This is a genomic window from Flexivirga sp. B27, from assembly GCF_052905685.1.
Map to the genome: position 1 here is coordinate 1,400,897 of NZ_JBPYUM010000001.1, position 26,656 is coordinate 1,427,552.

General features: G+C 67.8%; 21 protein-coding genes. 8 read left to right on the forward strand and 13 right to left on the reverse strand.

The annotated features are described in order from the left end of the window. Positions 1-109: 109 nt before the first annotated feature. A complete protein-coding gene (locus tag ACSZL9_RS06440; RefSeq protein ID WP_446664638.1) occupies positions 110-1,561 on the reverse strand; it encodes an MFS transporter in 1,452 nt (483 codons plus the stop codon). Positions 1,562-1,784: 223 nt separating this feature from the next. Here ACSZL9_RS06440 and ACSZL9_RS06445 point away from each other — a divergent pair, with 223 nt between their 5' ends. Continuing rightward, positions 1,785-3,110 carry a threonine/serine ThrE exporter family protein gene (locus ACSZL9_RS06445; RefSeq protein ID WP_446664639.1) on the forward strand — a complete coding sequence of 442 codons (1,326 nt, stop codon included), beginning with the start codon at positions 1,785-1,787 and terminating at the stop codon, positions 3,108-3,110. A 17-nt stretch (positions 3,111-3,127) separates the two neighbouring features. On the opposite strand, the gene ACSZL9_RS06450 is transcribed toward ACSZL9_RS06445, so the two are convergent. Together ACSZL9_RS06450 and ACSZL9_RS06455 are read right to left on the reverse strand one after the other, a co-directional pair. Beyond that, positions 3,128-4,471 carry a M16 family metallopeptidase gene (locus tag ACSZL9_RS06450; protein WP_446664640.1) on the reverse strand — a complete coding sequence of 448 codons (1,344 nt, stop codon included), beginning with the start codon at positions 4,469-4,471 and terminating at the stop codon, positions 3,128-3,130. Continuing rightward, positions 4,471-5,745: a M16 family metallopeptidase gene (locus ACSZL9_RS06455; protein WP_446664641.1), complete on the reverse strand. Its 1,275-nt coding sequence runs from the start codon at positions 5,743-5,745 to the stop codon at positions 4,471-4,473. The genes ACSZL9_RS06450 and ACSZL9_RS06455 overlap by 1 nt, the downstream gene beginning before the upstream one ends. A 237-nt stretch (positions 5,746-5,982) precedes the next feature. On the opposite strand from ACSZL9_RS06455, the gene ACSZL9_RS06460 reads away from it, so the two are divergent. Next, positions 5,983-6,858, forward strand: a complete 876-nt coding sequence (locus tag ACSZL9_RS06460) for a S1 family peptidase (protein ID WP_446664642.1) — start codon at positions 5,983-5,985, stop codon at positions 6,856-6,858. 145 nt (positions 6,859-7,003) lie between these two features. Here the strand turns inward: ACSZL9_RS06460 and ACSZL9_RS06465 are convergent, their stop codons facing one another. Beyond that, complete coding sequence (locus tag ACSZL9_RS06465; RefSeq protein WP_446664643.1) at positions 7,004-8,500, reverse strand: NAD(P)/FAD-dependent oxidoreductase; 1,497 nt, start codon at positions 8,498-8,500, stop codon at positions 7,004-7,006. Between the two features lie 253 nt (positions 8,501-8,753). Here ACSZL9_RS06465 and ACSZL9_RS06470 point away from each other — a divergent pair, with 253 nt between their 5' ends. The 6 genes from ACSZL9_RS06470 to ACSZL9_RS06495 all read left to right on the forward strand — a co-directional run bounded on the left by ACSZL9_RS06470 (position 8,754) and on the right by ACSZL9_RS06495 (position 17,864). Continuing rightward, complete coding sequence (locus ACSZL9_RS06470; protein ID WP_446664644.1) at positions 8,754-9,698, forward strand: FHA domain-containing protein; 945 nt, start codon at positions 8,754-8,756, stop codon at positions 9,696-9,698. Positions 9,699-9,734: 36 nt separating this feature from the next. Further along, on the forward strand, positions 9,735-12,395 hold the full coding sequence (locus tag ACSZL9_RS06475) for an FHA domain-containing protein (RefSeq protein WP_446664645.1): 2,661 nt from the start codon (positions 9,735-9,737) through the stop codon (positions 12,393-12,395). A 234-nt stretch (positions 12,396-12,629) separates the two neighbouring features. Next, entirely contained in the window at positions 12,630-14,168 is a 1,539-nt protein-coding gene (locus ACSZL9_RS06480) for a pyridoxal phosphate-dependent decarboxylase family protein (RefSeq protein ID WP_446664646.1), read from the forward strand. Positions 14,169-14,182: 14 nt separating this feature from the next. Further along, positions 14,183-15,481, forward strand: a complete 1,299-nt coding sequence (locus ACSZL9_RS06485) for a lysine N(6)-hydroxylase/L-ornithine N(5)-oxygenase family protein (RefSeq protein ID WP_446664647.1) — start codon at positions 14,183-14,185, stop codon at positions 15,479-15,481. Continuing rightward, positions 15,478-16,053 (forward strand): GNAT family N-acetyltransferase, encoded by a 576-nt coding sequence (locus ACSZL9_RS06490; RefSeq protein ID WP_446664648.1) that lies wholly within the window; start codon positions 15,478-15,480, stop codon positions 16,051-16,053. Before ACSZL9_RS06485 ends, ACSZL9_RS06490 begins: the two co-directional genes overlap by 4 nt. Further along, a complete protein-coding gene (locus tag ACSZL9_RS06495) occupies positions 16,050-17,864 on the forward strand; it encodes an IucA/IucC family protein (protein WP_446664649.1) in 1,815 nt (604 codons plus the stop codon). Before ACSZL9_RS06490 ends, ACSZL9_RS06495 begins: the two co-directional genes overlap by 4 nt. A 6-nt stretch (positions 17,865-17,870) precedes the next feature. Here ACSZL9_RS06495 and ACSZL9_RS06500 read toward each other — a convergent pair whose 3' ends face one another. The 9 genes from ACSZL9_RS06500 to prfB form a co-directional block, all read right to left on the reverse strand. After that, positions 17,871-18,410 (reverse strand): hypothetical protein, encoded by a 540-nt coding sequence (locus ACSZL9_RS06500; RefSeq protein ID WP_446664650.1) that lies wholly within the window; start codon positions 18,408-18,410, stop codon positions 17,871-17,873. Between the two features lie 24 nt (positions 18,411-18,434). After that, positions 18,435-19,211 carry an ABC transporter permease gene (locus ACSZL9_RS06505; RefSeq protein WP_446664651.1) on the reverse strand — a complete coding sequence of 259 codons (777 nt, stop codon included), beginning with the start codon at positions 19,209-19,211 and terminating at the stop codon, positions 18,435-18,437. A 98-nt stretch (positions 19,212-19,309) separates the two neighbouring features. After that, positions 19,310-20,311: an ATP-binding cassette domain-containing protein gene (locus ACSZL9_RS06510; protein WP_446664652.1), complete on the reverse strand. Its 1,002-nt coding sequence runs from the start codon at positions 20,309-20,311 to the stop codon at positions 19,310-19,312. Then, positions 20,295-21,443 (reverse strand): LolA family protein, encoded by a 1,149-nt coding sequence (locus ACSZL9_RS06515; RefSeq protein ID WP_446664653.1) that lies wholly within the window; start codon positions 21,441-21,443, stop codon positions 20,295-20,297. Before ACSZL9_RS06515 ends, ACSZL9_RS06510 begins: the two co-directional genes overlap by 17 nt. 75 nt (positions 21,444-21,518) lie before the next feature. After that, a complete protein-coding gene (gene smpB, locus ACSZL9_RS06520; protein WP_446664654.1) occupies positions 21,519-22,034 on the reverse strand; it encodes an SsrA-binding protein SmpB in 516 nt (171 codons plus the stop codon). Positions 22,035-22,179: 145 nt separating this feature from the next. Continuing rightward, positions 22,180-23,523 (reverse strand): peptidoglycan DD-metalloendopeptidase family protein, encoded by a 1,344-nt coding sequence (locus ACSZL9_RS06525; protein ID WP_446664655.1) that lies wholly within the window; start codon positions 23,521-23,523, stop codon positions 22,180-22,182. A 15-nt stretch (positions 23,524-23,538) separates the two neighbouring features. Further along, positions 23,539-24,462: a permease-like cell division protein FtsX gene (gene ftsX / locus ACSZL9_RS06530; RefSeq protein ID WP_446664656.1), complete on the reverse strand. Its 924-nt coding sequence runs from the start codon at positions 24,460-24,462 to the stop codon at positions 23,539-23,541. A gap of 5 nt (positions 24,463-24,467) precedes the next feature. Next, positions 24,468-25,217 carry a cell division ATP-binding protein FtsE gene (gene ftsE / locus ACSZL9_RS06535; protein WP_446664657.1) on the reverse strand — a complete coding sequence of 250 codons (750 nt, stop codon included), beginning with the start codon at positions 25,215-25,217 and terminating at the stop codon, positions 24,468-24,470. A 248-nt stretch (positions 25,218-25,465) separates the two neighbouring features. Continuing rightward, on the reverse strand, positions 25,466-26,581 hold the full coding sequence (prfB, locus tag ACSZL9_RS06540; RefSeq protein ID WP_446664658.1) for a peptide chain release factor 2: 1,116 nt from the start codon (positions 26,579-26,581) through the stop codon (positions 25,466-25,468). Positions 26,582-26,656: the final 75 nt, after the last annotated feature.

Here is a 26,656-nt window from a genome sequence, read left to right on the forward strand (position 1 = left end):
ACACGAAATCCGACCGTCGACCGGCCGAATTTTGTGTCCGCTGGGTGCGTTTTGTGTCCGCTCGGTATGGGGGCCGGGCGGGGTGAGTGAGGAGCGCGCGGGGCGGAGGTCAGTCCGGCTGGGGCGACTTGCCGGGCACAGCTCCCCCGGCGCGATCCTTGGCGTCGTTGAACTTCTTGCGCAGCGCACGCACCAGCTCGCGCGCTTCCTCGCGGGTCGCGGCGGCGGGCGGCGAGCCCCACATCTTGCGGCCGTTGGGCTCGGCCAGGAAGAGCACCGAGACCACGCCGATGCCGCCGGCGATGATCAGGTAGTAGGCCGGCCAGTTCAGGTCGCCCGTGAGCGACACCAGCGACCCGACGACGACCGACGTGGTGCCGGCGAAGAGCGAGATCGAGACGTTGAAGGCAATCGACAGCCCGCCACCGCGGACCTTGGTCGGGAAGAGCGTCGGCAGGGTCGACGGCATCGTCGACGAGAAGCAGATCAGCAGCATCGCCATGATCAGCAGCCCCGCGAAGATGCCCACCGTGGTCTGCGAGCGCACCAGCGCGATCATCGGTATGGCGAGCACGATCAACCCGATCGCACCGAACCAGCAGATCGGCTTGCGACCGACCCGGTCCGAGAGCATCCCGAGGAGCGGAATCGTCAACAGCGCGAGCAGCATCACGGCGATCTGGATGACTTGCGAGGTCGTGTCCGACACCTGGCCGCCGGACGGCAGGGTGTCGGTCACGTAGGTCGGCATGTAGGACGTGAGCATGTAATTGGTGACGTTCCAGACCAGCACCAGACCCATGCAGACCAGCATGTAAGGCCACAGGTGCAGGATGCCGCGGATCTCGCCGCCCTTCTTCTGCTCGGCCTTGTTGGCCTTCTCGCGCTCCTCGGACTCCTTCTCCAGCTCGAGGTATGCCGGGGTGTCGGCCAGCTTGGTCCGCAGGTAGACACCGACGAGGCCGAGCGGCAGGCCGACGAAGAACGGGATCCGCCAACCCCACGCGATCAGCTGGTCGTGCGAGAGCAGGCCGTCCATGACCGTCACCATGATCGCGCCGAAGAGGTAACCGGTGAAGGTGCCGAACTCCAGCCAGCTGCCCCAGAACCCACGCTTGCGGTCCGGCGCGTACTCGGCGATGAACGTCATCGCGTTGCCGTATTCACCGCCGGTGGAGAAGCCTTGGACGAGCCGAGCGAGCAACAGCAGCACCGGCGCCAGGAAGCCGATCGAGCTGCGACTGGGGATGCAGCCGATCGCGAACGTGCCGAGCGCCATCAGCACCATCGTCATCGCGAGGACCTTGTTGCGACCGATGCGGTCGGCCAACGGCCCGAAGAACATGCCGCCGAAGGGACGGACCAGGAAGGCCACGGCGAAGAGGCCGAAGGTCGCGATCGTGCCGGCCGCGTCGCTCAACCCGTCGAAGAAGACCTCTTTGATGGTGGGCTCGAAGTAGGCGTAGACACCGAAGTCGTACCACTCCGTGACGTTCCCGATGGCGGCCGCTCCGATGGCTCTGCGGATGATGCCAGGCTCGGTGACGACGACGTCGCTCACTTGCCAATCCTGTGGCGTCTCGGTCGGTTCCAGGGTCTGCACGAGTGGGCTCAACTCCTTTTCGACGGGCGAAAACAGCCCTCCGACGTTGTCAGGAGCCGGGATTCACGTCAACTCATCGAGTCGTATGTCGATATACGACAATGCGTAGGAGAAGCCGGGGATGCCAGTGCTCCGAGGGTGTGCGCACCCTCGGTCATGCAATCCGTCACACTTACCCACGATGGCCACGGACGAGACCTACCGCACCCTGGACCTGGCGCTGCGCGTCGGGGAGTTGTTGCTCTCCTCCGGAGCCGGTGCAGCCGACGTGAGTGTGCAGATGCAGAACGTCTGCATCGCCTGCGGGCTGCGCGGGGTCAGCGCCAGCGTGACCTTCACCGAGCTGCAGCTGACCCACCAGCAGTCGCCGGAGGACCCGGCCCTGATCCAGGTGCGCAACGTGACGCAGCGCGAGATCGACTACGAGGACCTGACCCGGGTCGACTGGCTGGTCCGCGACCTGGTCTCCGGCCGGATCGACCGTGACGAGGCACGCTCCCAGCTCGCGCAACTCGTGTCCTCCGGACACGACCGCTCCCGTCGGGTGATCACGTTCGGCTGGGGCGCTATGGGTTTCGGCATCGGGCTGTTGCTGGGTGCGGGCCCCACTGCGCTGGCGGCGGCGTTCTTCGGTGCGGTCGGCATCGACCTGGTGCAGCGCTACCTCGGCCGTCGCCGGTTGCCGATGTTCTACCAGCAGGTCGCCGGTGGACTACTGGCCACACTGGTCGCAGTCTTCATGTTCGCCACGGATCTGAGTCAGCACCCGAGCCGGATCGTCAGTGCGGGCATCATCCTGCTGCTCGCCGGCGTGAGTTACATGGGCGCGGTGCAGGACGCCCTGACCGGCTTCCCGCTGACCGCGGCTGCCCGATCGCTGGAAGCCACCCTCGCCACGGCCGGTGTCATCGCGGGGGTCAGCGCCGGTCTGACCATCGCCACCGCACTGGGGGTCAAACTCTCGAGCCTGACGCCGGGCACGATCGCCTACCCCTCCTGGGTGCAGATGGCTCTCGGCGGCGCGATCAGTGCCGGCGCGTTCGCCTTTGCGTCATACGCACCCAGACGCGCCCTGCTGCCGACGGCGCTGCTCGGCATGGTCTCGGCGCTGGCCTTCATCGGGGCCTACCACCTCGGGCTCGGCGTCTCCTGGCCGTCGTCGATCGCGGCGGTCATCGTCGGTCTGGTCAGCTACACCATCGCGTCGCGAATCCGCGTGCCGACGCTGGTGCTGGTCGTCGCCGGAGTGGTGCCGCTGCTGCCCGGTCTGTCGGTCTACCGCGGGCTGGCGCACCTGTCCGCCAACGATGCCGGCGGTCTGGTCGAGCTGATCAACGCCTCCGTCATCCTGCTCGCGCTGGCGGCCGGGGTGATCTTCGGTGAATACATCGCGCAGCCGCTGCGCCGGGAGGGCCGCCGCCTGGAGCAGCGACTGTCCGGTCCGCGCCTGGTCGGCCCGCTCACCGTGCGGTCCGTGCGCAAGCGCAGGCACCACAAGCCGGAGTGAGGCCGGACCTCGGTGCCTCAGACCACCGTCACCTCTCCGATGCCGAGGTCACGAATGCCGGCTGCGTGCGCCTCCGCGTCACCGACGAGCACGATGGTGCGCGGCTGGTCGGCCCACCGGCGCCACGCGGCGTCGAGGTCGGCTGCCTGCAGGGTGGCCAGTTGCTCGAGGTATGACGACACGAATTCGGTTCCCAGGCCATTGGATCGGAGCATCACGGCCTCGTCGGCGACGGCGTCCGCGGTCGCATAACGAGCCGGTGCGGTCTTGCCGATGAAGTCAGTGGCGGCGCGGGTCTCCTCCTGGGTGAATCCCTCGGCAGCCTTGTCGAGGATCTCCAGCGTCAGCGCGGTCGCCTCCACCGTCACCTCGTTGCGCACCGAGCCGGACACGATGAACATGCCGCCCTCGGACCGCGGCCGGAAGACCGAGCGGAAGCCGTAGGTGTAGCCCTTCTCCTCCCGCAGGACCGCGTCCAGCCGGGCGTTGGGTGAGCCGCCCATTACGAAGCTCAGTGCAGGGTATGGCGCCCAACCGCCCTCCACCCGCCGGTCGGGTCCGTAAGAGCCCAGATAGATCTCGGTCTGCACGGCACCGGGGCGATGCACGAAGCGCACCCGGGTCTCCCCCGGCGCAACCTCGGCTGCGAGCGAATCATCCTGCGGCGCAGCGGAATCCACCTGCCAGGAGCCGATCGTGGCGGACAGGTCGTGCAGCACCTGCTGCTCGTCGATCTCACCGGCGACGACGACCGTCGTACCCTCGGGGCGGATCCACGACGCGTGGAATCGGGCACACTCCTCGGCGGTGATCGCGCTGACGGTGTCGGCGGTGCCGCCGGCGGGACGCGACGCCCGGGAGCGTTGATCGTAGAAGTTCGCGACGCATTCCTTGGCGGCGCGCATGTCCGGTGAGGCGTCCTCGTGCTCGATCTCGGACAGCCGCTGCCGGACGTGCCGGGACACCTCCTGCTCGGGGAACGCCGGCTCGCGCAGGCACTCGGTGAGCAGCGCCCACGCCTGTGCGGACTTCGCCGCGGTCGAGTCGGTCTCAAGCGTCAGACCGCGTGCTCCGTAGCCCGCGCCGTAGGCGATCCCGCTCAACTCGAAGAGCTCGGCCATCTCGTCGGCCGTGTGACTCTGGGTGCCCTCGTCCATCGTGCGGGACACCATGGTGGCGACGCCCTCCAGCGCACGCGGTTCGACCGCGATCGGTGTGGGCACGAGCAACCGCGTGGAGGTGATGTGCTGCCCGGGACGGTTATAGAGCAGCACCTGGATGCCGTTGTCGAGCACGTGCTGCGTGCTCGCCGGGAACTGCCAGGGCTGCGCGAGCGGCACGGTGGGACGCGGCTGCACCATCAGTGCTCCTCCTTGCGGTAGACAACGGCGGCGGCCGACTCCGGCTGCGCCCAGGTCGCTGCGGTCTCCGCGACGTCCTGCGCGGTCACTGCCCCGACCCTGTCCAGGTAGGTGTTGAGGTGGTCGGGGTCGGCATACAACAAGGTGTTGCCGCTGATCACGTCGGCGCGCTCGTCCGGCTGGGCGAGGCTCTGCAGCCACCACCGCTCGACATCGGCGAGCGCAGCGGCCATCTCGACATCGGTCGGTGGATCGGTGGCCAGCCGCCGCAACTCCTCGGCGACGCTCTCCTCAACGCGCTCAACGGCCACACCGTCGGCCACGTCGAGGATCAGCGCGCCCATCGAGGTGCCGTCGATCCGGGCGCCGGCGCTGCGCGACGCGTGGGTGACGATCTGGTCCTGGCGCACCAGCCGCCGGTAGAGCCGCGAGGTCGCCAGCCCGGCGAAGAGGTCGAAGGTGAGCTCGGCGCGCACGAAGTCGTCGGTGCCACCGGCCGGCAACCGGAAACCGAGGTAGACGCGGTCGGACGGCACGTCGGCGGTCACCTCCAACCGTTGCGGGTCGGTCAGCGGCGGCAGCGGTGCTGCCAGCGGCCGATCGGCCGGGACCTCCGGGTTGGTCAGCTCGTCGAAATACTTTGCCACCAGGGCAAATCCGTCGTCCGGCCGGACATCGCCCACGAGGGTGAGCACCGTGTTGTTCGGCCGGTAGTGCCGGCTGTAGAAGGCTCGGGCGTCGGCCAGCGACGCAGCGTCGAGGTCGTCCATCGAGCCGATCGTCGTGTGGTGATAGGGGTGCCCGTCGGGGAAGACCAGCGCGGTCAGCTCAGCGAACGCGGTGCCATAGGGCACGTTGTCGTAGCGCTGGCGCTTCTCCTCCTTGACCACGTCACGCTGGTTGTCCAGGTTGGCCTCGGTCAGCGCCGGCAGCAGGCGGCCGTGCCGGTCGGCCTCGAGCCAGAGCGCGAGCTCCAGCGCGCCGGTCGGCACCACCTCGAAGTAGTTGGTGCGGTCCACCCAGGTGGTGGCGTTCATCTGCGCGCCCTGCGCGAGCAGCGCCGAGAAGTGCTCACCCTCGGCGACGTTCTCCGACCCCTGGAACATCAGGTGCTCGAAGAGGTGTGCCAGCCCGGTGCGACCCGGCTGCTCGTGCCGTGAGCCGACGCCCACCCAGAGGTTGACCGCGACGGCCGGCACGGAGTGGTCGGGTGACACGACCACCCGCAGACCGTTGTCGAGCACGTGCGTGGCGATCGGGTATTGGGGCCGCATATCGGCACACCCTACGGACCCTGTCGTATGCCGCGCTGCGCGGGCGCGCCGCACCCGCGGAGCGCCCGCCGGTGACCGGCCACCGTGTGCCGCGTGTCAGCGGCCGGTCAGCACGAGTGCAGAAGTTGCCCAAGACGCGGTAATCATTCGTCGGCTTCCGGGACGGGACCACGCCGCGGGCTGCAGAGTCGATGACCGTTCGCAGTCCGTCACATTCGAACCGTGAAAGGTCACCACATGAAGGTCCTCCGCCGCACCGCACTGGCCACCGCCATCCTCAGCTGCGCCGGATTCGCAAGTGTCGCACCGGCTTCCGCGCAAACAGCGCCCGAGCCCGCGACGCAAACAACCTCCCAGAGCACGACCGTCGCGTCCGACTCCCTCGCCGGGACGATCGCCTTGGACAACTGCTCCGGGTCGCTGGTGCGCTACGCGCAGTCCGAGGGCGGTGACAAGGCGCTGATGCTCACCAACGGGCACTGCTACGAGGGCGGGATGCCCGAGGCGGGCGAGGTCATCACCGACCAGCCCAGCAGCCGCACCGGCAAGTTGCTGAACACCGCCGGCGACCCGGTCGGCACGGTCACTGCGGACACCCTGCTCTACTCGACCATGACCGGCACCGACGTGTCGCTCTACCAGCTCGACGCGACGTATGACGAGATCACGGCCGACACGGACATCGAGCCGCTCACCCTGGCCAGCAGCAAGCCGACCGACAAGACCGCGATCACCGTCGCGTCCGGCTACTGGCAGCGCACCTGGCACTGCGACGTGAACGGCTTCGTCGACACCCTCAAGGAAGCCGACTGGACCATGCACGACTCGGTTCGCTACAGCATGCCCGGCTGCGACATCCTCGGCGGCTCGTCCGGCTCCCCGGTCATCGACGACGCCTCGGGTGAGGTCGTCGCGGTGAACAACACCATCAACGAGGGCGGCGAGGACTGCACGATGAACAATCCGTGCGAGGTCAACGAGGACGGCACCACGACAGCGACCGAGGGCGAGGGTTACGCCCAGCAGACCTACTGGATCACCACGTGCCTGACCGACGACCGTAAGCTCGACCTGAGCGTCGAGGGCTGCCTGCTCGCCAAACCGGCGAACTGAGGCACGGGCTCGCTTGCGACTGACGGTCGAAACGGCCATTGACCCTCCTGTTGGGGAGTCAATGGCCGTTTCAGCCGTCACTGGTTGCGAGGGACCTCGAGACGCCTCCGCCGCTTCGCTCCCCCGGCTCCTCGGCCACCTCGGGTCAGGACGCGTCGTCGGAGTCCTTCTTCCGCTCCGGCAGCGGTCGACCGGCGCTCAACCGCACCTTGGGGTCGAACTGGTCGCCGAGCTGCTCCAGCGCGCCGCGCGCAAAGATCTGCTGCTCGGTCGCGGTGCGCTCGCCGCGCGAGCTGCCGAGGAAGGACACGGCCCAGTGGAAGAAGGTGCCGATCTGACTCTTGAATCCGATGATGTACCAGAGGTGCACGGCCAGCCACATCACCCACGCCAGGAAGCCCGACATGCGGATCTTGCCGACGCTGGCCACCGCGCTGAACCGCGAGATGGTCGCCATCGACCCCTTGTCGAAGTAGTGGAACTTCGCGTCGGTCGACTTGCCCTCCAGACCGTGCAGGATCTGCTTGGCCGCGAACGTCCCGCCCTGTATGGCGACCTGCGCGACACCGGGCAGGTTGTCCAGGGCGATCATGTCGCCCACGACGAAGACCTCCGGATGCCCGGGCAGCGTGAGGTCCGGGTTGACCGCGATGCGGCCTGCGCGGTCCAGCTCGGCACCGGTCTGCTCGCTGAGCGTCTTGCCGAGACTGTTGGCCTGCACACCGGCGGCCCACACCTTGGTCAGCGCCGAGACACGCTCGGTTTCGCCTGAGGGAGAGCGGTATTCGATGCCTTCGGCATCGACGTTGGTGACCATCGCGTTGAGTCGGACGTCGACGCCCATCTCGGTCAGCCGCTTCTTGGCCTTCTTGCCCAGCCGGGAGCCGAAGCCGCCCAGCACCTGGTCGGCGCCGTCCAGCAGGATGACGTGTGCCCGCTCCGCGGCGATGTGCCGGAAGTCGTGCGGCAGCGTGCGCCGGGACAGCTCCGCGATCTGTCCGGCCATCTCCACACCGGTCGGGCCGGCCCCGACGACCACGAAGGTCATCAGCCGCTCGAGGTCCTCCTCGCGCCCGGACGCGGCCGCCAGCTCGGCCAGCTCGAACGCCCCGAAGATGCGTGCGCGCAACTCGAGCGCGTCGTCGATGCTCTTCATGCCCGGTGCGTATTCGCCGAAGTGGTCGTTGCCGAAGTAGGACTGCCCGGCGCCGGCCGCCACGATCAGCGAGTCGTAGTCGTAGCTGGTCTCGACGCCGAGGGCGTTGGCGGTGACCGTCCGCGACTCGAGGTCGATGTCGGTCACCTTCCCGAAGGCGACCTCGACGTTCTTCTGCTTGGCCAGCACCTCACGGGTGGTCGGCGCGATGAGTCCCTCGGACAGGATCCCGGTCGCGACCTGGTAGAGCAGCGGCTGGAAGAGGTGGTAGGCGGTCGCCGAGATCAGGGTGACGTCGACGTCCTCCCCACCGAACTTGCGCGCCGCGAAGAGCCCGCCGAAGCCGGAGCCGATGATCACCACGCGGTGTCGCCCGGTCGGGAGATGCCCGTGTGCGGGGCGCGGGCTCACCGTTGGCTTGTCAGTTGACGTGTCAGCCGGCGGGTCAGCGGGCGTATCCGTGGGAGTGACGGTGGAGTCGGTCATCAGCACCTGCCTTGAGTCGAATGCCCCGCGAAGTTCTCCGCTCGTTCCTCGCTCCGATGCATCGCGGGGACCCCAACTTCCGCACGGAAGCATTTCGCAGGGCGCTATATGAAGTCGTGTGCATGGCTCCTGGTCATCAGGCTAGTCGAACGGTTCGGCAGTGGCCGCATCGCGGGTTAGTCTGGATGAGCGTGTGCGTGGAACCTGCTCGGCCACGCACCATCACCAGACGTCGCGTGCACGGAGGCTTCGAATGAGCAACCCATACGACCCCCCGCAGCAGGATCAGCAGCAGTGGGGTCAGCCGGCCTACCCGGGCCAGCCCGGTCAGGGGTATGACGCGGGCTCCGCGCAGGGTGGGGGGCAGCCTCCGGCATACGGGCAACAACCGCAGCAGCCCCAGCAGCAGTGGGGCGGCCAGCAGCAGTGGCAGCAGCCGGTCGAGCCCGCGCAGATCGACTGGCACTCCGCACCGCCGCAGCAGGAGCAGGCGCCGTGGCGCGGCCCAGCAGCGTTCGCGCCGCCGGCTCCCGCGGGACCACCCGCCGGTGAGCCGCAGCAGTTCGCACCCCCGACCGGACACGACCAGCCGTGGGCGGGTGGGGCACCCGGTGCAGCACCGTCCGGCGGCGGGCACGCCGCCCAGGAGGTCGCCGACAACTGGCAGTCCGCCCAGGAGGCGCAGCTGCAGGCACCGCCGCAGCAGTCTTTCCAGGAGGCACAGCGCCCGCCGGCGGCCGACTACTCGCAGGATCACGCGCAGCAGCCCTACCAGCAGACGCAGCAGGATCACTTCCAGCAGTCGCCGCCACCCCAGCAGCCGCAGCAGACCGAGCAGCAGCAGTGGCCGTCCTACGACGCTCCGGCGCAGCAGCACGAGCCGTCGTTCAACGAGGCGGCGACGGCGACCACGCCCGCGGTCGGCGGCGGGGCGCCCGAACCCGAGCCGGAGCCCGAGGCGCTGACCATCGGCCGTGGCCGCGACAACTCGATCGTCCTCGACGACATGCTGGTGTCCCGGCAGCACGTGCGCATCACCGCGGACGCGCAGGGCCTGGTGTTGGAAGATCTCGGCAGCCGCAACGGAACCTATGTCAACGGACGGCGCGTCGAAAGCACGCACCTGTCCGAGGGCGACCGCATCGGCATCGGCGCGGCGACCTTCGAGGTCCGCGACGGCTGGTTGTTGAACGTCTGAGCGATCTCCTCGATAGGGTGCAGTCCAATGTGAACGTTGGCTGCAGCTTCGCTGCGCCGTATCGACACCATGGGGGCAGCAGCCATCGCTACCAACTTCTCCATCAGAGTGTCCTGCGAGGGCAGGACCATCCCGTTGGAGTCGGGGCAGACGCTCGTCGTCGGCCGAGGACTCGACAGTGACCTGGTCATCACCGATGCCCTGGCCTCACGCCGGCACGCCGAGCTCCGCCTCGACGGGACACAACTGACGGTCACCGACCTGGGCAGCTCCAACGGCACGTTCCTGGACGGCGCAAGGATCAGTGCGCCGATGGTCCTGGGACCCGGCAGTGCGCTGCGCATCGGCGGTGCCGCCGGACCGCAGGTGCAGTTCGAGGCAGCCCCGACCGGTGCTGCCGTGCGGACACCACGCACGCCGTCGGGCGGCATACGCACCCCACAGCCGGCCGCACAGAAGGCGCCACAACAGGCCCGGCAACAGGCCCCGCAGCAGACGGCGGCCGCCAGTGCGCCGTCGGCCGAGCGGTCCCTGCCCGAGCACAACCGTGCCACCGGCCAGCCGTTGCCCACGCGGGCGAAGAAGCAGCGCGTGCCGCTGCCGTCGGCGCCCAGCAACACCGGTGTGGTCTTCGACCGCTACTCCCTGCCCAGCGGGCCGATCGAGCAGCGCGCACCCGTGACACCGTCCGGCCACGCCACGGTGACCGGTTCGACGCCGCAGGTGATGTCGGTCGACCCCGGCCCGGCCGGCGGGCAGCAGGGTGCGATCACCATCGGTCGCGGCCTGGAGAACCAGATCGTCGTGGACGACCTGCTGGCTTCCCGCCAGCACGCACGACTGCTGCAGGCGCAGGGCGGCTACACCGTCCAGGACCTCGGCAGCCGCAACGGCACGTATGTCAACGGTCAACGCATCACCAGCGGCTATCTCGGCGAGGGTGACCTGCTGGCGGTCGGCCACTCGCGCTTCACCGTCCGGCACGGCCAACTGGTCGCCAGCGTCGACGAAGGTGACGTCAACTTCGTCGCCAACCACCTCAGCTTCACGCTGCCCGAGGGCAAGAAGCTGCTCGACGACGTGTCGTTCGCGCTCGAGGGCTCCAGCCTGCTGGCGATCATCGGCCCGTCCGGCGCCGGCAAGTCGACCATGCTCAAGGCACTGATCGGCTCGCAGCCGGCCACCGAGGGCGAGGTCTACTACGACGGCCGAGACCTCTACCAGAACTTCCAGGACCTGCGGCACCGCATCGGCGTCGTCCCGCAGGACGACGTGGTTCACCGGCAGCTGACCGTCCAGCAGGCGTTGCGCTTCGCCGCGGAGCTGCGCTTCCCGGACGACCTGCCTGCCGAGCTGCGCGAGCGGCGGGTCGACGAGGTGATGGCCGAGCTCGGGTTGAGCGAACACGCACATACGCGGGTCGACCGCCTCTCCGGCGGCCAGCGCAAGCGCACCTCGGTCGCGCTGGAGTTGCTGACCCAGCCGTCGCTGCTCTTCCTCGACGAGCCGACGTCCGGGCTGGACCCGGGCCTGGACAAGCAGGTCATGCAGACCCTGCGGCAGCTGGCCGACGGCGGCCGCACGGTCGGTGTCATCACGCACAGCGTCGCCAACCTCAACGTGTGCGACAAGGTGCTGCTGCTGGCGCCGGGCGGCAAGGTCGCCTACTTCGGCCCGCCGAACGAAATCCTGTCCTTCTTCGGCGCGGCCGACTTCGCCGACGTCTTCACCTCCGTCACCGCCGACCCGAACGGCGCGCAGCGCCGCTTCAAGGAGTCGCCGATGGAGGACGAGCAGGTCGAGGGTCCGCTGAGCGCGCCGCGGCGTGAGCCGCCGCCGCTGGAGAAGCCACCGCGGCAGCAGAGCATCCCCTCGCAGCTGTCGACGCTGGCCCGGCGACACGTGCGCGTCATACTCGCCGACCGCGGGTATTCGATCTTCATGCTCGTGCTGCCGATCGCGCTGGCGCTGGTGGCGATGCTGGTGCCCGGCAGTTACGGGTTGAAGCAACAACCTCCCTTCGGCACCGGCGAGGGGCAGGTCAAGATCCACACCACCGAGCCGTTGCAGCTGTTGGTGTTCCTGATCATCGGCGCGGTCTTCATGGGCACCGCCGCGACCATTCGCGAGCTGGTGGGCGAGCGGGCGATCTACCAACGCGAGAAGGCCGTCGGCTTGTCGCCGCAGGCCTATCTCGCCGGCAAGCTGACGATCTTCGGGGTGCTCACCCTGCTGCAGTCGATCCTGATGGTCGGGCTGGTGAGCATCCGCAAGCCGATGCCGGACGGCGCGATCCTCTTCGGGTCGCCGATGCTGGAGATCATCCTGGCGTGCTGGCTCACGGCCTTCGCCGCGGCGTCGCTCGGCCTGCTGCTGTCGAGCGTGGTGAAGACCTCCGAGCAGGCGATGCCGGCCTTGGTCATCTCGATCATGGCGCAGCTGGCGCTGTGCGGCGGGCTCTTCCCCGTCAACGGCCGGGTCGGGCTGGAGCAGTTCTCCTGGCTGACACCGGCGCGCTGGGGGTATGCCGGCTCGGCGGCCACTACCGACGTCCGCAACATCCTCGCCTCGCAGACCGACCCGTTGTGGAAGCACTCGGCGGGCGTCTTCCTGCTGGAGATCTTCATGCTGCTCGTACTGGCAGCAATCTTCGCCGCGGTCACCCAGTGGCGGCTGTCGCGCAAGGTGATCGACTGAGAGTGATCGACCGACGGATCGGCTGATCCGACCCACCGCACCGGGCCCCGGGAGCTGCACGCTCCCGGGGCCCGGTGCGCTATGCATCCGCGCGCGAGTACCACGCGATGTGCGCAAACCGGTTGTCCGACAGACGTTTTCGGCTGTGGCGTTGACCACCGCCGGGAGGTATTGCACTGGTCACGCGTCTTGTTATTAGGTAAGGCTTGCCTTTGTAAATGACGAGAGGACGCGATGTCCCAGCCCGCGAAGTTTCTGCCCTCGACGCCCCTGCCGGCGGATCCGGCCGACTTCCTGCTCGACGCAGCTGCCCCAGCCCGCTACGAACACGACATGGCCCGCGCCGTCCGCGCTGTGTCGAGCCGTCTCGCCCGCTGCACCGCACCCAGCACCGGTGTCGATCACGCCGACCTTCGGCTCGAGGTCGCCGCGGTCGACCTCGACCACCCGCTCGGGGACACCTCGCGTGCGTTGCGCGAGCTTGAGCACCTCTACCTGCGCGACGCGGTCTACTTCCACCACCCGCGCTACCTCGCGCACCTGAACTGCCCGGTGGCAACCCCGGCCGTCGTCGCGGACGCCGTTGCGAGCGCGGTCAATTCGTCCCTGGACACCTGGGACCAGAGCGCCGGTGGCACGCTGATCGAGCAACGCCTCATCGCGTGGACGTGCGCACGACTCGGGTTCGATGCGACGGCGAGCGACGGCATCTTCACCAGCGGTGGCACCCAGTCCAACCTGCACGCGCTCTGTCTTGCGCGCGAGCACGCGCTCGGTGCTCCGGACGCCGGGCGCATCCAGGGCCTTGCCCGGCTGCGGGTGTTCGCCTCTGCCGACGCCCATTTCAGCGTTCGCACCGCCACCGGACTGCTCGGCCTGTCCGAGGATGCCGTCGTCACCGTGCCGGTCGACGAGCGCCGGCGGATGCGTGCCGACGCGCTGCAGGCAGCCATCGCCGCGGCTCGGGATGACGGCCTCGTCCCGATGGCGGTCGTGGCGACAGCCGGCACCACCGACTTCGGCGCGATCGACCCGCTGCGGGAGATCGCAGAGATCCTGCAGCGGCAGCCGGATCCGGTGTGGATGCACGTCGACGCGGCATACGGCGGAGGGTTGTTGGTCTCCCCCGGCCGCCGCGCGCTGCTGGACGGCATCGAGCGTGCCCACTCGGTGACCGTGGACTTCCACAAGTCCTTCTTCCAGCCGGTGAGCGCGAGCGCGATCCTCGTCCGGCGGGCGGAGTGGATGGACGCCGCCCGGCATCACGCCGACTACCTCAACCCCATGCGTATGGCGCAGGCCGGCATCCCGAACCAGGTCGACAAGAGCCTGCAGACGACCCGCCGCTTCGACGCCTTGAAGCTGTGGCTGACGCTGCGTGTGATGGGAGCCGATGCGGTCGGGGTGCTTTTCGACCGCGTCATCGACCTGGCCGCAGCCGCCTACGAGCTGCTCGGGACCGACCCGCGCTTCGAGGTCGTCACCGCATCGGACCTCAGCACCGTCGTGTTCCGTTACGCCCCGGCCAGGATGGTCGCCAGGATGGACACCTGCGCCGCGGGGACGCTCGACGACGCCAATCTTGCTGCGCGCGCTGCGCTTTCGGCGAACGCCGAGGCAGTGATCGCCAGCACGACAGTGGACGGCTGCACGTTCTTGAAGTTCACCCTGCTCAATCCACGCACCACGCTCGACGACATCGCCGATGTGCTCGACCGCATCGCCGGACATGCGTCGGCGCACTTGGCCGCCCGTCCGTCACTCGCTTCGTGATCGGGAGGGCCGCCGTGAACACACACGATTTCATCGCGATCGGGCTGGGTCCCTTCAACCTCGGACTGGCCTGCCTCACCGAGCCGCTCGACGACGTCGACGGAGTCTTCCTCGAGCGCAGCGCGGCGTTCGACTGGCATCCGGGCATGATGCTGCCCGGGGTCACATTGCAGGTCCCCTTCCTGGCGGACCTGGTGACCCTGGCCGATCCCACCTCGCGTTTTAGCTTCCTGAACTTCCTGAAGCAGCACAACCGGATCTACCCGTTCTACATCCGCGAATCGTTCTTTCCGCTGCGCCGCGAATACAACGACTATTGCCGTTGGGCCGCGGACTCACTGACCTCGGTCAGATTCGGGCACGACGTGCTCGCCGTGCGGTATGACGAGACCGACTCGACATACCGCGTGACGTCCCGCTGCTCAGCATCCGGCGATCTGGTGGAGCACCGCGCCCCGAAGCTGGTGCTCGGCACCGGCAGCGTGCCCTACCTGCCGCCCGCCGCGCGGGACCTCCCGGGCGATGCGGTGCACAACGCTGCCTACCTGCAGCACAAAGACGCCCTGCAGGCCAAGCGCAGCATCACCGTCATCGGCAGTGGGCAAAGTGCCGCCGAGGTCTTCGCCGATCTGCTCAGTGAGCGGGAAAGTCTTGGCTATCAACTGAATTGGGTGACCCGGTCACCGCGCTTCTTCCCGCTGGAATACACCAAGCTGACGCTCGAGATGACGTCGCCGGACTACATCGACTACTTCAGCGCGCTGCCCGAGGCGGACCGCTATCGACTGATGGGGCAGCAGAAGTCGTTGTCCAAGGGCATCGACGCCGACCTGATCAACGAGATCTTCGACCAGCTCTACGAGCAGAGCCTCCGGACCGCTCCGGCCGCCCGGTTGCTCACCAACACGGCGCTGGAGACCGTGCGATATGACGCCGAATCCGGTTCGTACACCGTGGGTTTGCGTCAGCACGAGCAGGACCGGTGCTTCTCCCTGGGGACCGAGGGACTGGTCCTCGCGACCGGTTATCACCACCCGGTGCCCGACTTCCTGACACCGATCCGCGATCGGTTGCGCTTCGACGACCACGGCAGGTTCGACATCGCCCGCAACTATTCGGTGGATCATGTCGGTCGCAACGTATTTGTGCAGAGTGCTGGAGACCACGTGCACAGCGTCTCGTCCCCCGACCTCGGGATGGGCGCTTACCGCAACTCGTGCATCGTGCGGGAGCTGACCGGACGCGAGCCCTACCCGATCGAGAAGTCCATCGCTTTCCAGGAGTTCGGCGCGCCCGCCGGTGTGGTCTCGTGACAGTGCAGCTCGACACCGTGTTCCGCGACGGCAACGGCGAATTCGCCCTCCGAGCAGTCGATCCCGAGCTCGACGCCGACATCCTGCGCTCGTGGGTGACTCACCCCAAGGCGACCTTCTGGATGATGACGAACTCGTCCGTCGAAGACGTGGCAGCCGAGCACCGGCGGATTGCGGCCGACCCGCACCACGAGGCGTTTCTCGGCTTCGTCGACGGATCACCGGCATTCCTGATGGAGCGTTATGACCCTGCGCACGTCGAGCTCGTCGGCGCGTATGACGCCGAGCCCGGCGATGTCGGCATGCACTTCCTCGTCGCGCCCACGCAGGCACCGCGGCACGGCTTCACCCGGTCGGTCATCTCGGCGGTGCTGACCGCCCTACTCGCCGACGCCTCGGTCCGACGCGTCGTCGTCGAACCGGACGTCCGCAACACCGCGGTCCAGCGGATCAATGCGGCGGTCGGATTTGTGCCGTTGCGCGAGATCACCCTCCCGGACAAGACCGCCCTGCTCAGTGTCTGCACCCGCGAATCCTTCCAGCCCGCAACAACTTCCAGGAGCACGACGTGACCGCCTGCCCTTACCCGGACGATGCCGACGCCGCAGTCGCCCACCTCAACCCCACCGACTGGTCGGCGGCGAACCGGCTGCTGCTGGCCAAGGCGCTGTCCGAGTTCAGCCACGAGCGGCTGCTGGCCCCGGTCGACATCGGCCACGGTCGGTGGTCGCTCAGCGCCGGACAGCACGATGGACAACACGATGCGACCTACACCTTCACCGCCCGCCGGCTGCCGCTGGACCACTGGCAGATCGACCCGGACTCGGTGCGCTGCACCGTCGCCGGTGCCGATCGGTCGCTCGACCTGCTGCAGTTCGTGCTGGACTTCCGCAGCGAGCTCGGGCTGTCCGGTGACATGCTGCCGATCTACCTGGAGGAGATCGCCGCGACGTCGTCCGCGGTGGCCTTCAAACTGTCCGGATCGGCCCCGACCAGCCGCGAACTGCTCGACGGCGACTTCCAGGACATCGAGCAGGGCATGCTCGGCGGCCACCCGTGCTTCCTGGCCAACAGTGGACGAGTCGGCTGGGGCGTGCACGAATATCGCGCGTTCGCACCCGAATCCGCGCAAGACATGCAGCTGGTGTGGCTCGCGGCTCGGCGCGATCGCACGACCGTCACCTGCTGTCGCGACACGTCATACGACACGTTCCTGCGCACTGAGCTCGGCGACCAGATGGACGATTTCGACCGGCGACTGCGAGATCGTGGCTTGCGACCACGCGACTACACGCTGATCCCGGTGCACCCGTGGCAGTGGTGGAACAAGCTGTCGGTCACCTTCGCCGCCGAGGTCGCCCAGCAGCGCCTGGTGTTCCTGGGCGCCGGCGCGGACTCCTACCGTGCGCAGCAGTCGGTGCGGACATTCTTCAACACCACCGCACCGACGAAACACTATGTGAAGACTGCGCTTTCAGTGATCAACATGGGATTTATGCGCGGTCTCTCCGCGGCATACATGAAGGCGACCCCGGCGATCAACGACTGGCTCGCCGACCTGATCGACGGTGACGACACGCTGAAGCGCACCGGAGTGAGCATCATTCGCGAGCGTGCGGCCGTGGGCTATCACCCGACACAGTTCGAGGCCGCGACCGACCGGCACTCCCCTTACCGCAAGATGCTTGCTGCGTTGTGGCGCGAGAGCCCGGTCGCCGACCTCGAGCCCGGCCGTCAGTTGTCGACGATGGCTGCCCTGCTGCACATCGATCGGAGCGGCCGGTCCTTCGCCGGTGTCCTGATCGAGCGCTCCGGGCTCACCGCCGGGCAGTGGTTGCGCTGCTACCTCGACGCATACCTCGTGCCGCTGCTGCACTGCTTCTACCGCTACGGCCTGACGTTCATGCCGCACGGGGAGAACGTCATCCTGGTGCTCAACGACGGCGCGGTCGAGCGGGTGGTGCTCAAGGATCTGGCCGAGGAGATCGCGGTGATGTCCCCTGACACCCCGCTGCCTGACGAGGTCGAGCGCGTGCGCGCCGACGTGCCGGAGGAGATGCAGCTGTTGTCGATCTTCACCGACGTCTTCGACTGCTTCCTGCGGCATCTGAGTGCGGTCCTCGACACCGAGGAGTTACTTGATGTCGGCACGTTCTGGGCGACGGTGTCGGAGGCGGCATCCGACTACCAGCGCTCGGAGCCGAGCTTGCAGCACCGGTTCGCGCAATTCGACCTGTTCACCGACGAATTCGCGCTCTCCTGCCTCAATCGGCTGCAACTGCGCAACAACCGGCAGATGGTCGACCTCGCCGACCCGTCGGGGGCGCTGCAGCTGGTGGGCACGCTGCCGAACCCGATCGTCCGAGAGGCGGCAGGGCGCTGAGCCGCCTCACGGCAGTTCAGTCACCAGCAACGGAAGGACGCGGCAGATGGTGGTGAACCCGCCCTCGTGACCGGGTGTGCCGATCACCGCGCCGAACGCCACGATCATCGCCTCGTCGAAGGGGTCGAGCACTGCGGGCGCCTTCATGGTGAAACCCAGATCACGGAAGCTCGGGCGACGCCCGCGCCATACGTGCTGCCAGCTCTTGTGCAGCTTGGCGATCTGCTGACCGTCGCGCTCCACCACCGACCGCCGGTCGGAGGTATGCCGGTAGACGAACCGCCGACCGCCGAGAGCGACCTCCCGTCGGGCGGAGCTGCGACGGATCGGCTCGGACTTGTCGGTGATGCTGACCACGCTCTCGCCCCAGGGCGTCTCGATCCGGCACTCGGAGTCACGTGGGATGCGTCCCTTGGTGGCCAGATCGCGCACGCCGTCGGTGTGGGCGGTGACGCTGATCCGCAGATGACTGCGCCCGGTCGGGTCGAGCACCTCGACCGTGCCGTCCTTCATCAGTGCCGTCCGCCAGCTGCTGGTGCGCCCCATGAGCCGTGAGGATACTTGCTCGCCTCAGCTGGTGATGTCCTTGCCGTCGAACCTCGCCCACGCAGCGAGCAGGCAGACGGCGGCGTAGCCGGCCGCGACCAGCAGCCCGTCGCGAATCCCGCTGAAATCCGGCGGGTTCCGCATCAGCTCGGCGAAATCGGTCCAGTGGTGCACGAGCAACCACGGGTGCAGCCAGGCGATCTGCGGGATCGCGTCCAGGACCCACATCGTCGCCGTGATGATCATGACCGCGACGGTCGCGGCGATCGGCTGCTCGGTCAGGGTGGAGACGAAGAGCCCCAGCGCACCGAGAGCGCACAGGCCGACGGCGACATACAACGCCGAGAGCAGGAGTCGCCACAGGCCGATGCCGAGCGAGATCCGGTCGCCGGACAACGTGGTGAGCGGTCCGGTGCCGAACAGGAGTATGCCGGCCAGCGCGCCCACCACGGTCACCGTCAGTGCCGCGAGGAACGAGCTGGCCACGATGCCGAGGTATTTCACGACCAGCACCCGGGTGCGCCCGGCCGGCACGGTCAGCAGGTAGCGCAGCGTGCCGCTGTGGGCCTCCCCCGCGATCGCATCCCCGGAGACCATCGCGATGGCGAGCGGGAAGAAGAGGGTGAGCTCGAAGGTGAGCGCGGCGAAACCCAGGAACACGCCGTTCTCGACGATGTCGTCGACGAAGCTCGGCCCGCCGTCCCCGCGGGGGTTGCTCTCGGTCAGCCGCACCGCAACGCCGAGGATGACCGGCAACGTGGCCAGCACCAGCAGGCCCGCTTGGTTGCGTCGCCGGCCCATGATCAGCCGCAGCTCGGAACGGAAGAACCGCCCGATTTTCCGGGGTCCCCGCGAAGTATCGGAGCGAGGGACGAGCGGAGAACTTCGTGGGGTGGTCATCATGCGCGAACCTCGAATCCCTCACCGGTCAGCGAGACGTAGAGGTCCTCCAGGCTGGGTCGCTCGATCGCGAACCTGCGCAGCCGGACATCGGCCGCTGCCAGGGCACCCGAGATGCGTTCCGGCAGCTCGTCGCCCGGCAGACCGGTCACCACTTCGCCGTCACGGTGCACCGCGGTGACTCCGAGGCGCTCCAGGGTGCGCACGGCTTGCAACGGGTCCGGTGTGTGCACCACCAGTTGCGCAGTCTGCGACCTTCGCAGGTCGTCGATGCTGCCCTGCGCCACCAGATTCCCGGCGCGCATGACACCGATGTGCGAGCAGATCTGCTGGATCTCCCCCAGCAGGTGACTGGAGATCAGCACGGTAATGCCGTCCGCTGCGAGCGTGCCCACCAGATGCCGGACCTCGCGGGTCCCCTGCGGGTCGAGCCCGTTCGTGGGCTCGTCGAGCACCAGCAGGTCACGCGGAGCGAGCAGTGCCGCCGCGATGGCCAGACGCTGCTTCATGCCGAGTGAATATGCCCGAAACCTCTTGCGCGCGGCCGGTTGCAGGCCCACCCGGTCCAGCGCCTCGTCGATGCGCCGCTCACTGGTCGACGGATCCGAGCGCGCGTCCGCGGCATCGAGGCGCCGCAGGTTGGCCACCCCGGACAGGTGCGCGTGGAACGCCGGGCCCTCGATGAGTGAGCCGACCCGGTGCAGTGCCGTGGTGAGCTCCTGCGGCATCGGATGCCCGAGGATCCGGTGCTCACCCGCCGAGGGTGTGATCAGCCCGAGCAGCATCCGGATCGTCGTCGTCTTGCCCGATCCGTTCGGGCCGAGGAAGCCGTAGACGCTGCCACGGGGGACCTTGATGTCGATCCCGTCGACAGCGCGCTGCGAGCCGAAAACCTTTGTCAGACCGGAGGTTTCGATGGCGAATGGCGACTCGGTCTCGACAGTGCCTCCGCCGGCGCTCTGGTCTACTCGACCAGCGTTGGGATCAGCCGAGGGCGGCATAGAGGGTCTTGGGCTGCACGGCTCCGACGGCGAAGTGGCCGTCGTCGGTGATCACGGCACTCAACAGCGCGGTGTCGAGCAGATGCCCCTGGCCCCAGGAACCCGACACCTTCGGCAGCACCTTCAGGGCGCGCTGCAGGTCTTGATTTGCCTTCTTCCCAGTTGTTTTCGTCGGGATGGTGCCGACCAGGACCGAGGACCAGCCCTTGCCGACAACCTGCGGCAGGTCGGCCTTCGCCCGCGGACTCGTCACCCGCGGGCTCTTCGCGTGGTTGCGACTCTTGGCGGACTTCTTCGGGGTGGTGACCTTCGCTCCCGGCGGTGGCGTGAAGTCGAAACGACTCGCCGGCTGCTTGCCGAAGTCGATCGAGCTGAAGCCGACGTTGATCGCCGGCTTGTCGGCACCGCGCGCGAAAACCTCTGCGCGCAAAGGAATGTGGTGCTTGGCATCGATCGCCACGTGGATCGAGCCGACCTTGGTGTTGCTCGTCTTGGGCGTCAGCACCAGCTCATAGGCGGCGCACCCCGCGACCCGCTCGTTGCTCGTCGTGGTGACGGAAGTCGTCGGCTCGAGCATCTTCAGCGCCCACGTCGCGACGCCCTCCGGGGTGCTCAGACCGCCCGGCACAGCGCTCTTACCGGACGGGATGCCCGAGTGGGACGGGCCTGTCCGGTCGGCATACGCCTTGGGGCCCTGGTCACCGGCAGGTGGGGCGACGTGCAGCACGGACCGATCGGCGCTCTGCCAGACCCACAGCCCGGAGTCGTTCGTGACGACGTCGGTCTCGGCGGACTTGCCGAGGACGGCGATCCGGGACTGAGTGCCGCCGTCATACCAGACCTTCGCCGTGTGCGTGCCGCTCAGCAGGTTGAGCGGAGCGGTCGGGTTGCTCCCGCTGGTCGGCAACTCGGGCAGGCCGAGCGCCATCGTCGCGGTGACCGTGCCCGACATGGCGACCGGCTTGGCCTGCTGCACATCGGTCAACAACTGCGCGGCGGTGCGCGGCGGCAGATCTGTGTCGGCCTGCGCCGGCCAGTGTGCGGCGACCTGGGACCCGGCGATGATCGTGGCGAGCGCGACACCGGGTGCAGCCCAGCGCAGCAAGGGGCGACGAGTGAATGGCGCGTTCATCTCTCGATCGTAGGCTCGCTCATCGGCGAGGAACATCCCCCACAGGAGTGATTCGGCAGTGGCCCGGAGAGGGACTCAGATGCCGATCTGGCTGTGTGCGCGACGCACCGCACGCGACATCGCGCGCTCGGCCTCGCGGTTGTCCTGGCGCTCACGCAGCGCCTGCCGCTTGTCGTACTGCCGCTTGCCCTTGGCCAGCGCGATCTCGACCTTGACCCGGCCGTCGACGAAATAGAGCTGCAACGGGATCAGCGTGTGCCCCGCCTCCTGGGACTTGCCGATCAACTTGTTGATCTCGTGCCGGTGCATGAGCAGCTTGCGACGGCGCTTGGTGGAGTGGTTGGTCCAGTTGCCGTTGATGTACTCGGGGATGTGGACGTTCTCCAGCCACAACTCACCGTGCCGCGCGTCGGCATACCCGTCGACGAGCGAGGCTCGTCCCATGCGCAGGCTCTTCACTTCGGTGCCGGTCAGCACGAGGCCGGCCTCGACGGTGTCCTCGATCAGGTAGTCGTGCCGCGCCTTGCGGTTGGTGGCGACGACCTTCTTGGCCGGCTCGTCCTTGGCGGACTTCTTCGCTTTCTTGGCCATGCGGCCAAGTCTACGGAGCGAGCGCAAACCGATTTGGCCACGGGCTGCGCTCGAGATGGTTGAGCTTGTCGAAACCACACCGTGACCTCGACAAGCTCGGCCACCTCATGTGACAGGCTCGGCCAACAGCGATCGAGGGAGCGACCTAGCTGATGTACGGGATCGGGTTGACCCAACGACCGTTGGCCATCACGCCGAAGTGCATGTGACAGCCGGTGGACCGACCGGTGGTGCCCGAATACCCGATCAGCTGCCCCTTGCTGACGTGCTGACCGCGGTGCACCACGGCGGACCGCTGGAAGTGCGCGTAGTAGCTGGCGATGTTAGTGCCGCCGATGTATCCGTGATCGATCAGCACGAAATTGCCGCCGGCGCTGTCCCAGCCGGTGCTGGCCACGGTGCCGCCCCGCGCCGCGTGCACCGGGGTGCCGCAGGCGTAGGGGAAGTCGTCGCCGGCGTGCAGCATGCTGATGCCCAGCACGGGGTTCACCCGGCTGCCGAAGCCGGACACGATCGACCCGAGTGAACCGGGCGCCGCGAGTATGCCGCCGCCCCCGCTGCTGTGGCGACTGGTGCCGCTGCCGCTGCTGCTGCTGGAGTGCCGCACCGGCGGTGGCGTGGCCTTGCGGGTCGCGGTCTCCCGCTTGCGCTTGGCGGCCTTCGCCGCCGCGATGTTGCGCTTGCGGATGATCGCGGCCAGCCGCGACGACTCCTTCTTCTGCTTCTTGAGGTTGGCCAGCTCGGTCTTCTTCTGCTTGGCCAGCGCGTTGCGCTGCTTGGTCTGTGTCTTCTGCAGCGACACGACCTTGTTGCGCGCAGTCTTGGCCTTGCCCTGCGCCTTCTTCGCAGCCGTCTGCGCGTTGGTCGCCTGCACCGTCAGGGTGGCGATCCGCCGCCGCGCGGCGCTGAGCCGGTCATTGGCCGCCGTGCCCTTCGCGCGCTCGCTCGCGAGCTTGCTGAGCACACCGCCCTGCTGGCGCATCACCATGTCGGCGACCGACAGCTTGGAGGTGACGTCCCCGTGGCTGGTCAGGATGTTGAGGGTCAGCTGCAGGTTGCCCAGGCCACCGGACATGTAACTCTGCCGGGCGATGCCGCCGACCAGCACCTTGGACTTGGCCTGCTTGGACTTGTTGACCTTCAGGGTGTTCTTGTTCTTGCTCTCGTCCGCCTTGGCAATGGCCAGCTGCGAGCGCATGTCGCGCAGGTGGTTGTTGGCCTTGGTGACCTTCTTGTTGGCCGACTTCAGCTTCGACTGTGCCTTGGTGACCTTCTTGTTGGTCGTGATCAGCGCCTTGTTGACCTTGACCAGCTTGGCCGAGGTGTCGTCCAGGTTGCGCTGGGCGGTGGCCACCTTGTGGTCGGACTTCTTCTTCTGGTCGTCGACGTCCGCCGAAGCGGGTGCCGCGATCGCAGTCGACAGCAGTGCGATCGCGCACGCGCCCGCGATCAGCCGTCCCTGCCGGAGCACCCGGTGGTTGTGCGACATACGCCTCGCCTCTCCTCAGACCCTCAGATAACGGCGCAGCGTCACCCACGCCGTGGCCAGCGCGATCACGACAGCCCCGGCGAACAGCCAGGGCGCGAAGTCCCAGACGTCCGCGGTGCCGATCATGCTGACCAGATTGCCGGTCGATGAACCGGTGGTGTTGAACAAGCCTTCGACGCCGTAATGCACCAGGGCCCAGAGCAACCCGACCGCGAGCGCCGCACCGACGACGGTCGCCAGCAGGATCTCGATAACGAACGGCAGATAGATGACCGTCGACGACGCACCGACCAGTCGCATGATGCTGACCTGCCGTCGTCTCGTGTAGGCGACCTGCCGAATCGTGGTGGTGATCAACAGGATTGCGCAGATCACCATCACCACCGCGAGCGCGACGGCACCGACACTGATCACCCGCAGCAACTTGAAGAACGTGCTCAGCACACTGCTCTGGTCGCTGACCGCCTCGACGCCGGGCTGGCCGTCGAACGAGGCGACGATCTCGTTGTACTTGTCGGGGTCGGACAGCTTCACCCGGTATGACGAGGGCATCGCGTCCTTGCTGATGTCCGACAGGTAGGGACTGCTGCGGAACTGCTTCTTGAAGCGGTCGTAGGCCTGCTGCTCGCTCTCGTAATAGACGTGCTCGACCAGCGGTTTCATGCCGTCCAGCTGGCTCTTGACCTGCTCCTTCTGGGCCTGCGTCGCCGCACCGTCGGCGCACGACTCGGACTGCGTGGACTGCGGGGTGCAGAAGAAGATCGAGACCTGGACCTTGTCGTACCAGAAGCCCTTGGCCACGCTCACCTCGCGCTGTGCGAGCAGGCCGGCGCCGAGGAAGAAGAGCGAGACCATCGACACCAGGACGACCGAGACGATCATCGAGGCGTTGCGGCGGATGCCGTTGCCGACCTCGCCGAGCAGGAATGTCAGTCGCATCGGCGTCAGTCCTCGTCCCGCAGGAGCGCTTCGGCCGCGCGGTCGGCGGCACGCTCTCGGGCACGTGTCTCGTCGGCGGCATACCCGCCGCGTTCCTCGTCGCGGACCAGCCGGCCGTCCTTCAGCTCCAGGACCCGCTTCTGGAAGACGTCGACGATGCCCTGGTCGTGGGTCGCCATCGCGACGGTCGTGCCGGTCTTGTTGATGCGGTCGAGCACCTTGACGATCTCCGCGCTGGTCTCGGGGTCGAGGTTGCCGGTCGGTTCGTCGGCCAGCAGGATCGGCGGCTTCTTCACCACGGCACGCGCGATGGCCACCCGTTGCTGCTCGCCGCCGGACAGCTCGTGGGGAAGCCGGCCCGCCATACCGTCCAGGCCGACGAGGTCGAGGGTCTCAGGCACCAGTTGCTTGATCTGGTGGCGCTTGCTGCCGAGGACGCGAAGCACGAATGCGACGTTCTGATAGACGGTCTTGCCCTCCAGCAGCCGGAAGTCCTGGAACACCACGCCGATGTCACGACGCAGCGCGGGCACCTTGCGTTCGGACATCGGAGCCAGGTCGCGGCCCGCGACGAGGATCGATCCCGCCGTGGCAGTGATCTCCCGGGTGACCAGTCGCATCAGCGTCGACTTGCCCGACCCGGAGGAGCCGACCACGAAGACGAATTCGCCCCGGTCGATGTCGAGACTCACGTCGTCCAGTGCGGCGGAAGCGCCCGCGGCATACCGCTTGGTGACGTGTTCGAAACGAATCATGTGGGACGGGAGGCCTTTTCGGGGGGCAGGACGCTGGCCGCAATACGGTATGACGGGGCCCGCTTGCAGCGGGTCAGGCGCGCCCGCGAGTCACAAAATCCTCAGAGATCTCAGGTGCCACAGGAGCACCTGCCGCGTGTGCACCAACTGGCGACCGTCGCCGGTTACGCACGGGTTTCCGGCCCAGAACGCAGACTTCCCAGCGACCGTCGCCGGTTATGCGCAGGACCGGATCGCCAGGACCCAGGTCACTCGGCCTGGGACTTCTCCTGGCTGCGCTTCCAGCGAATGCCGGCCTCGATGAAGTCATCGATGTCACCGTCGAAGACTGCGTCGGTCTTGCCGACCTCGTGCTCGGTGCGCAGGTCCTTGACCATCTGGTAGGGGTGCAGCACATAGGAGCGCATCTGGTCACCCCAGCTGGCCTTGATGTCGCCGGCGAGTTCCTTCTTCTCGGCGGCCTCCTCCTGCTGGCGGATGAGCAGCAGCCGGGACTGCATGACGCGCAACGCCGCGGCGCGGTTCTGGATCTGCGACTTCTCGTTCTGCATCGACACGACGGTGCCGGTGGGGATGTGCGTCATCCGGACCGCGGAGTCGGTGGTGTTGACGCTCTGCCCGCCGGGGCCCGAGGAGCGGAAGACGTCGACCTTCAGCTCATTGTCCGGGATCTCGATGGAGTCGGTCTGCTCGATGAGCGGCACGACCTCGACGGCGGCGAACGACGTCTGCCGGCGGCCCTGGTTGTCGAAGGGACTGATCCGGACGAGCCGATGGGTGCCTGCCTCGACCGCCAGGTGGCCGTAGGCGTAGGGGACGTTGACCTCGAAGGTCGCGGACTTCAGCCCGGCCTCCTCGGCATACGACGTGTCCATGACCTTGGTCGGGTAACCGTTGCGCTCGGCCCACCGCAGGTACATGCGCATCAGCATCTCGGCGAAGTCGGCTGCGTCGACGCCGCCGGCGCCGGCGCGGATCGTGACGACGGCCTCGCGCTGGTCGTATTCGCCGGCCAGCAGGGTGCGCACCTCAAGCTCGCCGACCGCCTTCTGCAGCGCGGTCAGCTCCTTCTCGGCCTCGGCCATGGTGTCGGCGTCGTCCTCCTCCTGCGCCATCTCGACCAGCACCTCGAGGTCGTCGACGCGGCTGTCCATGGTCTCCACGCGCTCGAGCTCCGCGTTGGAGCGCGACAACTGGCTGGTCACCTGCTGGGCGTGCTCGGGGTCGTCCCACAGGTCGGGAGCGGCGGACTGCTGCTCCAGGTCGGCGATCTGGGCGCGCAGCACGTCGAGGTCGGTCACCCCGCGGACGGTGTCCATCGTTGTGCGCAACGCCTTGATCTCGGCAGGAAAGTCAGTAGCCACAACCTCAGAGGGTACGGCGTCGGCACTCCTGCCGCTCATGCCGGGAGGCTAGGCCCCGTCGGGCGGCACACGCCC